This is a genomic window from Pontibacter lucknowensis, assembly GCF_900156415.1.
In the GTDB taxonomy this organism is placed as follows: domain Bacteria; phylum Bacteroidota; class Bacteroidia; order Cytophagales; family Hymenobacteraceae; genus Pontibacter; species Pontibacter lucknowensis.
The window spans coordinates 84159-96771 of the sequence record NZ_FTNM01000005.1 but is presented as its reverse complement, the minus strand read 5'-3'; the positions used below and the strand labels follow the sequence as shown (position 1 = coordinate 96771).

Genomic DNA, 12613 nt, shown 5'->3' with positions numbered 1-12613 from the left:
TGCTTATGACAGCCCCTACATTTGCCATTTAATCTATGCTGATTGGTAAAGTTCTTTTTCTAATTCTTTCACTGCCTCCATGTACTGTGCTTTGTTGCCAAAGGCCTTTATTAGCTCTATAGGAGTACCTAACTTATTCAATGGATCAAGCTTCAGTACTTCAGTACTCTCAATAGTAAGCAAACCATCATCAGCATACTTATCCAGTAAGCTATTGATAACAGCCTGCGCTTTTTCCCCATACTTTGTAAAGTAGTTCTTCTTCTTAACGTTGTTAGCCCGCTCTTTTCTGGTAAGGGGCTTTGAGTCGTAAGCCACATGACAAATTAAATCAAATAAGTCGAAGTCTTTGCCTACTTCTTCCTTCAAGGCATCAAAGAAAATACCCTGACCTTCGAGCTCTTCTATAAGTGCCTTCTTCTGATCAGCACTATTCCAATGGGTTAGGAATTCGTCTAATGATTTGAAGTGCTTAATCAAATTCTTCTTAGTGTAATCCCTAAGATCTTCTGTGATGATTTTGCCGTCAGCATCCAAGTACTGTACTCTTTCATTGAGGATCTTCACCTGGACCCCATCTACCCTTACTTTTATCTTTGGCTCTTCTTTGATAGGACCACCTCCTTCAACTTCAGGCATTTCAGGCTCATCAGGAAACTCTACTTCTTCGCCTCCTTCACCTGTAACAGGATCATCAGGTGTTTCTTCATCTGCACCTCCTAAGTCCTCATCTTCGTTTACTTGCTTAATCATTGCCGGATCACCATCAAAGTCAGGATCTGCAAAAAGGTCTGTCACATTCCGGAAATCCATGATGGTGAAGTAGGTCTTTCCATACTCTTCATTAATGCGTGTACCTCTTCCGATGATCTGTTTAAACTCAGTCATAGAAGCAATATTGCTATCCAGCACAATCAGCTTACAAGTTTGAGCGTCTACACCTGTAGTCATCAGCTTTGAAGTAGTTGCAATCACCGGATAGCGTTCACTTGGGTTGATAAAGCTGTCCAGTTCCCTTTTGCCCTCTTCATTGTCACCAGTGATCTGCATGACATATTTAGAGTTCTGAGCTACCAGATCTGCATTGGCATTGGCCAGAGCCGTACGCATTCCTTCAGCGTGTTCTATATCAATACAGAAGGCAATGGTCTTAGCAAACCTATCATTACCTTTTAGAAATTCTGTAATCTTATGGGCTACAAGCTTTCTCCTTTCCTCAACTACTATATTCTTATCAAAGTCAGTCCGATTATAGATCCTATCCTCAACAGGATTGCCGGCCTTGTCTAAAAATCCTTTAGAGGGTCGCCATCCTTCAGCATCAATATCTAATGTCACCTTCACTACCTTGTAAGGAGCAAGGAAACCATCATCAATACCCTGCTTAAGTGAGTATGTGTAGATAGGCTTGCCGAAATAATGAATATTGGATACTTCTTCCGTTTCCTTTGGTGTGGCGGTTAGGCCAATATGTGTAGCTGTATTGAAGTATTGAAGTATCTCTCGCCATTTACTGTCCTCTTTGGCACTACCCCTGTGGCACTCATCTACTATTATCAGGTCAAAGAAGTCACGACTAAAATCCTTAAAAGCATCTGGCACTTCAGGATCAGAGTTACTTAGTCCTTGATATAAGCCCAAGAATATGTCATAAGCTTTATCAGCTGTATCTATACCCCGTTTCTTGCTTGACACCAGCGTCTCCTTCCCATCTAACACTACAATCTTCTTTTTGATGACGGTCATAGCATCTTTGAAGTGTCGGAAATCACCCCTGAGCGTCTGATCAACTAAGGCTGTCCTGTCAGCAAGGAAAAGGATCTTTCTCTTTGCTTTAGACTTGAATAGGCGATAAGCAATCTGAAAAGCTGTGTAGGTCTTACCTGTTCCTGTAGCCATCACCAGAAGGATACGGTCCTGCCCTTTGGCTACGGCCTCCACAGTACGGTTAATGGCTATTTGCTGATAGTATCTTGGGGCTCTTCCTGTACCATCTTGGAAGTACTCCTGAGCCACAATCTCTTCTTGCTTTTTGCTCTCAATTCCTTTGTACTGCTTATACTTCTCCCAAAGCATCTCAGGGCTTGGGAATTCATCGAGTATTAGCACTTTCTCTATTAGACCATCTGTAGCGGTTTTATCATGGAAATGAAAGCCATCACCATTGCTACTGAATACAAAAGGAATATCAAGAGTGTTAGCGTATCCTAATGCCTGTTGAATTCCGCCGCTGACTGAATGACTGTTATCCTTTGCCTCAATAATGGCAATGGGCATATTAGGCTTGTAGAATAGGATGTAGTCAGCAAATTTCTTTTTGCCCCTTGCAGTTAGCTTACCCTTTACATAAATACGACCAGCAGTGAAGCTTATCTCACGTCCTAACTGTGTCAGTTCATCCCAACCTGCTTTAAGTATAGCAGGTGTGATAAACTTAGCTTTGATATCTGCCTCTGATAAGCCTTTCTTATTCATTGCTTAACTTGGATTTTAACCCCTAAGTATATTATTTAGCTAATATATTAATAATTTAGCATAACAATCCCTTTTTATTTGATAACATCTCAGATTTTGGCGCTATAAAGTTTCCAAAATTGCGCTCAACCTTTAGTACTATAAAGTGTAGCTACAATTGCTTAATTAAAATGGTTTAACCTCTTACACTCCTCATATCAGAATAGGGACAATGGCTGTTTCGACAGAGGGCAAATATTAGATGAGGTAATAATTAGAATGTATCGAGAAAAGACCAATACACAAGAGTATTGAGAGCAATTGATGACATTGTGAATAGAATTAAAATCTATGCAAGCGAAGAAAGTAGCCAGCCCCCTATGATTTATTACTTTCTCAGCAGTTCTGATAAATCAATCAGGTTTAGGTAAGGCTCCAAACAGTTCTTACTCTTAAAGCTTCTGGTACGCTCTATTTGATTGTTGTAGGGGTTATACCAGACTTCTGCAAAGAACTTTCCCATGTGGTATAAGACGATACTATAAGACGCTTCACTCCTAATAGCGAGAAAAGAACCATGCTCCCAAACAGCTGAAATGCGCTCAGGCAGGGGTTTTAAGTTGAATTCGTACAGATTCATAATGTTGCATACGGAACTAGTTAGAATAATAGATACAGCTTTCTTCACATAGAAATGGATGTATATTAACCTTAGAATTTACTAATAACTTACCAACATTTTTAGCAAAATATGAATGGGGATTATTCACCCCAGCTTACAGGCTTGACTTAAGAGGGGATCTATTTATATTTATGGCTTTAGAACTAGACCCTTAATCTTTAATTGATGTCAAATCCTATACCTACAACTCGGGTATTTACTCCAACACAACCAGCAATAGATTCATTTGTAGAGAGAGGAAAAATTATTAACGGTCACTTAGTGGATGCGTTGTATACTCCAGGAAAACAAATTGTGCTTTATGGGTACTCAGGTTGCGGTAAATCATCTTTGATTATAAACAAGTTATCACAGACCTATGTAGGTTACATAAAAACACCATGCACCGAAGGTATGACATACGAAAGCATCTTACTTGATGCCTTCGACCAGCTTGGCCAATTACATACAGAAACCACTCGTACAAGCGGAATTAAATTTTCACCGGCTTTCACCGTCAGCTATGATGACATCAAAGCATCTCTAAGCTTGGGCGAAATCACTAACCAGAAGCATACATCTACAAAACAATTCATCCCACCCCAACTTACAGCAAGACGATTGGCTACTTTATTTGGGGAAGCTAAGTTCTGCTGGGTGCTCGAGGATTTCCATAAAATCAAAGGCGCTGATAAAACCAGAACTTCACAGCTCATGAAAGTCTTTATGGATATGTCGTTGGATTACCCAGAACTCAAACTTATTGCGATTGGTGCGGTTGGGACTGCTCGACAGGTAATAGAATACGATAAAGAAATGAATAATAGAGTCGCTGAAATTTCTGTGCCTTACATGAGCAATTCAGAAATTATATCCATAATAACAAATGGCGAGGAGAAGCTTAACCTTAAATTTAATCAGAAAGCAAAGTATAAGATCATAAAGTATTCATGCGGCTTGCCCTCAATTTGCCATCAGCTATGCTTAAATATTTGCTTGACTAAACGAATTTACTCTACTAATCCTGAAAAACACGCTATTATTATCAATCTCGAAGATTTAGAAGAAGCGGTGGAGAAATTTCTGTACGAAAAATCTGATACCTTCAAATCTGAATTCGACCAAGCCATTAAAATCGGAAATAATACCCAACTGAATTTACCTAAAGAGGTGCTCAAAACCGCGTTAGAGATCAATAAAGATGAATTCTCTTTCGACGACATTTACAATAAGTTGAAAGGCATACTTAGGTACAAAAACACAAAACTTAAGGCCGAAGATGTTGAGAAAATACTAGGCGAACTATGCTCCGTGAAGCGAAGCGAGATATTGGTTCATGATGATAATTCTAACAAGTATAGGTTTAATAATTTATTCTTGAAGGCTTACACTCAGCTGCAGTTTAAAGAAGAGCAGGCAGAGATTAAAATGCTGACAGATAAGAACAGAAGATTAGTTGAGCGACTAATGGAGATAATTGAGCACGATGTTTCCGATATGGATGAGTATCCTATGGGTGATCTTCTAGAGGATGAATATTAACCATACCAAACTAAAAAAGGCTGCTCATCACGAGTAGCCTTTTTCTATAGTCCCAATTCTAGGTGTAGAATAGGAGAAGTTGTGTGTACTTTTGTGTGACCCCCTAAACAAAAAGCCCCTACGCTTTTGACGTAAGGGCTTGATAATGAGTGTGGAGAATATCGGAGTCGAACCGATGACCTCTTGCATGCCATGCAAGCGCTCTAGCCAGCTGAGCTAATCCCCCGTTTGAGTGTCACAAAATTAGGACAAATTTTGAATATGCAAAAACTGGAGCGCTATATTTTGAAAATAAAAAAGGCGGGACATTGGTCCCGCCTTTTTGCTGTATAAGCTTTTCTGCTTAGTTGAAGATGTAGCGCAGACCAAGCTGCATGCTCCATGTACTAGATAAGCTGAAGTTCTCACGGAATGGAGAGTCTGGCAGGAATGTGTTGCCATCATTGTCACGTACCGTGATCATGTTGTAAGTAGGAACACCGTCAGCTGAAACTGCAGCAACTCTCAACAGCTGGTAGTGGAAGTTAGAACCACCGTTCAGTTGGTCTCTTACACCCCATGCAGAGTTCAGCATGTTACCGATGTTGTTCACGTCAACGCTCACCTGAAGTGTGTTGCGCTTGCCACCGATGTTACCGAAAACGTCCTGCAGCAATCTGAAGTCAAACTGGTTGAACCATGGCATCAAACCATTGTTACGCTCAGCATAAGCACCTCTTTCCAGACCTTGGTTAGCTACGAATGTATCAAAAGCCTGACGCTGCTGCTCAGCAGTGAACTGTACCTGACCATTGCTCATGATAGGAGCGAAGTTCATTTCAGCAGAGCTGGTTGGGATCCAAAGCAGGTCGTTGCTGATACCGTCTCTGTTTACGTCACCGTTGTAGATGTAAGAGAAGCGGCCCTGAGAAGAACCCTGGTAGAACAAGGATACTGTAGTAGCAAGACGGTTAGCATACTCCAGGCGGTAAGAAGCGTTAGCTACTACACGGTGAGGAGTCGCGAACTGAGAAATACCCATCAACAGTTCGTTTGGATCGTTGATAGAGTAGTTGTTAGACCAAGCAGAACCAGCGTTAGAACCTGGGTTGCCAGTGATGTCTTTCGCCTGCGTGTAAGTATAGAAAGCAGAACCGAAGAAGCCTGTTCTAGAGTTAAGTGACAGACCAGCAGTTGCTGACAGCGAGTGGCCTTTGTCTGTGTTTGACAGAACGATAGCCTCACGAGTGGCAGTAGTGTACTGGGCGTTAGAAGAACCATTCCAGAAGTCACGGTTGTCACCGTTGTTGTTCAGCTGCTGTGTAGCTGGCTTTCTGTTAGCGTTGAACTGGTAAACACCTACCAGGTCTTTTGTGTAAAGGATGTCAGCAGTAGCTACCAATGGAGTACCAGGGATTGTGTAGTCAGCACCTAAGCTGCTTCTCCATACCTGTGGCATTTTGAAGTTACGGTCAACAAGGGCAAAGCTGCCAGGAGCACCAGCGTTTGGCTGACGGATGAACACGTTAGACGGGCCATTCTCTAACCAGTACAGACGCTCAGGCTGGAAACGAATCACGTCAAGTGCGCTTGAAGGAACACCTTCCAATACGTTCTGGATTACACCAGCGTTAGTTGGCATGTTTGTCAACCATACAAAAGGAATACGGCCAGAGAAGATACCTGTACCACCACGAAGTGACAGTGAACGGTCTTCCAGCAGATCAAGGTTGAAACCGATACGTGGCGACAGCAGAACTCTTGACTTAGGCCACTCACCGCTAGAGTAAGTTGTAGGGTTTCCGTCAGTGTCGAGCAGTGTCAGGTTGTCGATTGATGAGTTTGGAGTCAGGTCGTTCATGTAAACTGGCAGCTCAGCACGCACACCCATAGTCAGGTTCAGGCGGTCAGTTGCAGCGAATTTATCCTGTACGTACAGACCAGCCATACCGAAGTTGATGCGTGAATATGGATCCTGACCTTCATAAGGGTAAGTCAGACCAAACTGAAGTGGACGGGCATCATTGATGAAATCATCCACAGAAGCATAACGGTAGTAAGAAGTACCGTAACGCTGGTAGCTGTTACCGAAGTTCTGTACCTCAAAGCTGGCACCACCTGTCAGGTTGTGCTTGCCCAGCATGTAAGAAAGGTTGTTGATGAACGAGTAGTTGTTGTTGATTACGTCGTTGTTGTAAGTGAACAGTTCGTAACCGAAGTTCATGTACTGGTCGCCGTCTTTCCAGATGTCAACAAATGGGAAGATGCTGCTTGGAGAAGTACGCGTGTCCTGAATACGGCTGTAAGTAGCCAGGAACTGGTTAGAAAGTACAGAAGAGAATGTGCTATTCAATTCAGCTGTTACGGAACGTACAGAGTTTTCGAAACCGTAGTTAGAACCAGCGAAAGAAAGCGCGTTCTGGCCGATACGGGCAGAGCTGGCACGTGGGTTAGGAGCAGAGCTGGCGTTTACTGTCTGGTCGCTTGTACCTACTACCTGGTTGTAACGAAGTGTGAACTTGTGCATGTCGCTGATGTTCCAGTCGATACGCGTCAAGAACTTCGTGTTTTTGTTGTTAAACTCGTTTGCGTAGTTCTCATAAGCACCTGGGTCATAACCATACTTGGTGATCAGGTGCTGACGAACGCGCTCTAGGTCTTCTGCAGTAGTTCTGGAAACGTTTGGACCACTAAGGCCTGGACGGGAAGCTACCCAGTTTACACCAGGGTAAGTTTCGTTCTCGTGCTCGAAGTTAGCGAAGAAGAACAATTTGTTTTTGATGATCGGACCACCAAGACGGGCACCGAAGATCTGGTTCTTTCTTTCAGTCTGCTCTGGCAGTTCGTTGTCACCAACTTTTCTACCGTTGAAATCCTGGTTTCTGTAGAAGGTATAAGCAGAACCAGAGAATTGGTTTGTACCGCTACGTGTTACAGCGTTGATGCCAGCACCAGTAAAGCCTGACTGACGTACGTCGTAAGGAGCGATGTTTACCTGAACCTCTTCGATCGCGTCAAGAGAGATCGGCTGAGAGTTGCCACCAGGAAGTGGATTAGAGCTAAGACCGAAGCCGTTGTTGAAGTTAGCACCGTCTACCTGAAGGTTGTTGAAACGACCGTCACGGCCAGCAAAACCGTTACCGTTTGCCTGTGGAGTCAGACGTGTGAAGTCTGTTACACTTCTGTTGATAGTAGGAAGTTTCTCCAGCTGCTGTATGCCTACGTTAGTAGCGGCACCTGTTTTGTTAGCGTTGAACACAGAAGAGCGGTCAGTGCTAACAATTACTTCCTGAAGCTGCTGACCACCGTCAGCCATTGTTGCATCAAGCTGGTAAGGAACACCCAGGCTCAATGAAATGTTGCTGTAAACTTTTGGCTCGTAGCCAATGTAGCTTACTTCGATGGTGTAAGGACCACCAACGCGAACGTTAGGAACGTTAAAACGACCCTCAACATTCGTTACACCACCGTACGTGGTGCCTGAAGGACCGTGTGTTGCTCTTACGGTTGCACCGATCAAAGCTTCACCTTTTGAATCCTTAACGGATCCGGTAATACTACTTGTTGTTACCTGTGCGTGCATAGTAACCACGCACAGCAACATAAGCAGTGTTGATAGTAATAACTTTTTCATAAAAGATTGATTGATTTTTGCCCGCAAAATTAGAGGGTATAATTCGAAATGCAACTACTTAATGATTAAATTATTATTAATAATCTGTCTTATGTTATTTGCTTTTTAGCAACAAAAAATTATTGTATGTTGCGAACATACTACTTGTCTAAACACTGAGTGCCAAAAAGAAAGGCGGAGCCATACAGCTCCGCCTTTCTTTTTGGCACTCAGTTAATTTTTGGACAGAGTTTACTTTTAATTGAAAATGTAGCGAATACCGAACTGGGCTCTCCATCGTGACGAAAAGTCATTCACAAAATAGGGATTTCCGTCGGTCAGACCGCGACCGGTGTAGTTGAAGCGGGGTGTTGTGGTACCGGGCTCGTAGCCTACAAAATCAATGGCCTGAAAAGCATTGAAAGTGGCAGTGTACTGTCGCCCCCAGTCTTTGTTGAGCAGGTTCGTAAAATTAAAGATGTCAAAGGTCAGTTGCAGCCGATGGGCGTTATCATTTTGCCCTACCCTGAATTCCTGCATAATGCGCAGGTCAATCTGGTTAGTCCAGGGGAGTCTGTCTCCGTTTCGCTCGGCATACTGGCCTCGTCTATCGCTTAGATAGTCATTGCCGCTGATAAAGGCATCCAGCGCCTGCCACTGCTGCTCAGGTGATACGACCGTTCCATCCCGATCGGTAAAAGGGACCAGGTTTATCTCTGAGGCATTGCCTGGTACATAGATCAGGTCATTGGTTCTGCCGGCATCATTGTTCACGTCTCCATTGTAGATGTAGGAAAGCGGTACCCCTGTCTGCCCATTGTAAAAGGCGGAGATGGTCGTACCTGCGAAGCCCAGGTAATTGAAGTTATACGTCAGGCCAGCCACTACCCTGGAGCGCACATCATTGTCAGCAAAGGCTTCCCTTACATTATTGAGACCTTCCACCTGGTTTACGTTTATCCAGTTAGAGCGGGCCTGGCTGGAGTTGCCGGGGTTCACATCCTTAGCTCTGGAATAGGTATAGGCCAATGAACCTGAGATGCCGTTTTCCATGAAGGTCTTTTGTAACTGACCTGTCAGACTGTAGCCAAAACCACGGCTGGTATTGGTCAGGTAGATGATGTCCTGAAAATTATTGCCCTGTATACGGCCAAACACAGGCCGATTGTCTGCTCCTGTCAAAGTGCCGGTTTGCTCTAGGTTCAGGTTCTGGTAATAGATGTTGTTCAGGTTCTTGGAGTATATACCTTCCAGCGTTGCGATCAGATCAAAGGGGAGGCGATGGTCAACGGCCGCGTTTACCCTGAACAACTGCGGAAACTTAAAGTCAGGATCTGTGATATTGATCTCAGCCGTTCTGTCTGACAGGCCAACCGTGGTAGCTGTTGGCTGGGTGTTCGGGTTTGGGTTGAAGCGAATCTGCTCCAGCAGCGGGCCTGAAGTGAGTGCCAGACTACCCAGCATTTGCCCTGTATTGGTATATTGATTTGCTATCCACACGAAGGGAGCTCTACCGGTGAAGACCCCGGCTCCGCCACGTACCTGCGTATTGCCATCATCAAACACATCCCAATTGACACCAACACGGGGGGAGAGCATAAACTGAGCGCCAGGGGTCTTGTCAGTGGCCAGGCCCCTGCTGGCAAACGCCTCATTGAACTCTGCATTGGCAGCCGGATCATCATTAAACGTCGGGATGTCGAGGCGTATACCTGCTGTTACCTTCAGGTTATTGCGTACGGCGTACTCGTCCTGTGCATAAAATCCGAGCTGAAAAGCAGAGAACTCTGCGCCCTGCTGGCGATTGTCGGTGCGGGAGTAGTTGCGGAAGAAAGCCCCTGGCGCAGCTTCGTTTGGTGTGCCAATCGCTTCGAAAGCTTCGAGGGAGTTGTATTCGTAGGCTCCAAACTCCTGCCGGATGAATAGGTTGTAAGTTTTGTAAAACTCATTGTGCGTACCCAGCGTGATCGTGTGCTTGCCCAGAAATGCGTTGAAGTTATTCGTAATAGTGAGTACATCCTGGTCAAGCTGGTTTTGCACCGAAAACGGCTCACTACCCAGCGAAATAGTTCGGCCACCAGACAAACGGATCAGTACGTTCGGGAAAGGGTCACCGATGATATCACGGTCGTCACGCACTGCCGTGAAGCCGATCAGAGCCTCGTTGGCAAACTGCCCCCCAAACTGACTGCGCAGCTGCATAACGGTCGAGTTAGTGGTACTCGGGAAAAATTCAGCATTGTTGGCAAAGCGGAGGGCATTCGGAGTGCGGGAGTTGTCACGGTTTTCACCATATACGTAGCTGTGCCGGAGGGTAAGTTGGTGGTTGTCGGTGATGTTCCAGTCGAGCCGGGCAAAGATCTTGTCACTCAGCGTTTCGTCATCTATCCCCCTAAAGCTGCCCGGATCGTAACCAAGGCGATTGGCAACGCTCAGCACTCTGTTTGCTTCGTCCACTGTAATATTTGAACCGGGGCTTCCGGGTTCGAACAGCAGCGGAGCGACCCTTTTGGTCTTCTCGCCATTCACAAAGAAGAACAGTTTGTCGCGGATGATCGGGCCGCCAAGTCGCAGGCCCATCTGGTAGTCTGTGAAGTCCGGCAGCCTGGTTCTTGCGTCATCAGGGCTTTTGCCCACTAATGCTTCATTGTTGCCAAAATAGTAGGCAGACCCCGTAAATCGGTTGGACCCGCTGCGTGTAATCGCATTGATACCACCGCCTGTAAAGCCGCTTTGTCTCACATCAAAAGGAGCAATTACAACCTGTATCGCCTCAATGGCATCCAGCGAGATCGGCTGCACGCCGGTCTGTCCGCCGTTAGTACCACTGGCCGATAGACCAAATACGTCATTGTTTACGGTGCCATCTATCGAGAAATTGTTGAAGCGGTTGTTTTGGCCGGCAAACGATATACCTGACCCGGAGGTGGAGGCCTGTGGCGTGATACGGGTGAAGTCATTCAGGCTTCGGGAGATCGTGGGAAGTGACTCAAGCTGCTCTGTAGACACGTTGGTGGAGGCACCTGTCCTGTCGGAGTTGATCACTTTGTCCTGCGTTGCGGTGATCTGCACTTCACCGAGGGTGGTTGTACTTTCGGAAATGGTGAGGTCCAGTCTGAAGTTTTGGCCGAGCGCCAGATTGATGTTTTCGAATCGCTGCTCCTGGTAACCCACATAGGAGGTTCTTACCGTGTAGGGGCCGCCTACACGCATGTTCTGGATATTGTAGCGACCTTCTGCATTCGTGGCGGCTACGTACTGCGTGTTGGTAGGTGTGTGTACCGCAATAACTGTTGCGCCTGGTAGAGGGGAGCCGCTTTGGTCCTGTACCACACCGTTCATAGCCGCCGTTGTCGTACCCTGTGCCCAGGCTAGGTGGCCACTCATTAGCAGCAATATGGTCACAAGCAGCTTTGTGTAAATAGTCCTCATAATACTTATAAGCTAAATTGAAAAAATATAACTTCTTATAAGTACGTATGTATGAGTATTTTATCTCTTTTTTGTCTTGAAATTTTGTGGCCTTACAGGCTAGGATGAAGGCCCCTATAATGTATTCGGCTATAGGAGTTGATTACGCCTAACCACCTATGGATTTTGGCTGTATCGGCAAAGCTTAGAATTACACCAGTAACCAATCAGTTACTATGCAGGACTTGAAATAAAATTTTGAAGAAATACAGGACGCAGCTTATTCTTCAAAAGGCCGCACCGCTTTGATAAAGATTTTTTGCCAGTAGTCAGAGTTGAGATTGTTTTCAATCACACCAAGACTGGTGGAGGCATGTATGAATTTAACTTCGCTGTCGTTTACAATTTCAGTCACCATGCCCACATGCGTGATCTCACGACTGTTTTTGTTAGCCCCAAAAAATACGAGGTCCCCTTCTTTGAGCTCCCTCACTTTTACTGTTTTACCGAAGCGGCTCTGCTCCTCCGATGTGCGCGGCAGGTTCACATTAATGCTTTGGAAAGAAGTACAGAGCAAGCCGGAGCAGTCCATACCTACGCGTGTCGTGCCACCCCACTTATAAGGAGTGCCCGTGTAGGAGCGGGCTGTATGGATGACAGTGGCCACATGCTCGTCGAGGCGGCGCGGGTTGGGTACATTGGTGCGACTGGTACGGTCTTTCGACGCTACAGTGCCTTTCCCACCGCTTCGGGCGGCCATTCTGGCTCTTTTGCGCTCCTGTCGCTTTTCCTCAGCTATCTCCCTGGCCGACTTATAAGTGTCGCCACGCTTGCTGAAGGTAGGCTTTGCTGACTGACAGGACGCCATCAATCCAATAAAAAAGATAAATAAAAGGTAACTGGTAATTGATGTTCTCAAAGCGTAACTTGGTAAATTGTGGCTAAAAAGATAT

General features: G+C 45.3%; 5 protein-coding genes and 1 tRNA gene. 1 reads left to right on the top strand and 5 read right to left on the bottom strand.

From position 1 onward, the window contains the following. Positions 1-33: 33 nt before the first annotated feature. A complete protein-coding gene (gene hsdR, locus BW972_RS15375; RefSeq protein ID WP_076422772.1) occupies positions 34-2475 on the bottom strand; it encodes an EcoAI/FtnUII family type I restriction enzme subunit R in 2442 nt (813 codons plus the stop codon). 826 nt (positions 2476-3301) lie between these two features. Here hsdR and BW972_RS15370 point away from each other — a divergent pair. Further along, positions 3302-4657, top strand: a complete 1356-nt coding sequence (locus BW972_RS15370) for an ATP-binding protein (RefSeq protein ID WP_143732109.1) — start codon at positions 3302-3304, stop codon at positions 4655-4657. A gap of 152 nt (positions 4658-4809) precedes the next feature. Here BW972_RS15370 and BW972_RS15365 read toward each other — a convergent pair. From BW972_RS15365 to BW972_RS15350, 4 genes are all read right to left on the bottom strand, one after another. Then, a tRNA-Ala gene (locus BW972_RS15365) sits at positions 4810-4883 on the bottom strand. A 117-nt stretch (positions 4884-5000) separates the two neighbouring features. Then, positions 5001-8270, bottom strand: a complete 3270-nt coding sequence (locus BW972_RS15360) for a TonB-dependent receptor (RefSeq protein WP_040573369.1) — start codon at positions 8268-8270, stop codon at positions 5001-5003. Positions 8271-8507: 237 nt separating this feature from the next. Continuing rightward, positions 8508-11681 carry a TonB-dependent receptor gene (locus tag BW972_RS15355; RefSeq protein ID WP_076422770.1) on the bottom strand — a complete coding sequence of 1058 codons (3174 nt, stop codon included), beginning with the start codon at positions 11679-11681 and terminating at the stop codon, positions 8508-8510. Positions 11682-11940: 259 nt separating this feature from the next. Then, complete coding sequence (locus BW972_RS15350) at positions 11941-12579, bottom strand: C40 family peptidase (RefSeq protein WP_234986406.1); 639 nt, start codon at positions 12577-12579, stop codon at positions 11941-11943. Positions 12580-12613 lie beyond the last annotated feature (34 nt).

Bases quoted from the DNA above. Each gene is read 5' to 3' on its own strand.
- hsdR (WP_076422772.1), bottom strand. From the start codon at position 2,475: ATGAATAAGAAAGGCTTATCAGAGGCAGATATCAAAGCTAAGTTTATC.
- BW972_RS15360 (WP_040573369.1), bottom strand. From the start codon at position 8,270: ATGAAAAAGTTATTACTATCAACACTGCTTATGTTGCTGTGCGTGGTT.
- BW972_RS15370 (WP_143732109.1), top strand. From the start codon at position 3,302: ATGTCAAATCCTATACCTACAACTCGGGTATTTACTCCAACACAACCA.
- BW972_RS15355 (WP_076422770.1), bottom strand. From the start codon at position 11,681: ATGAGGACTATTTACACAAAGCTGCTTGTGACCATATTGCTGCTAATG.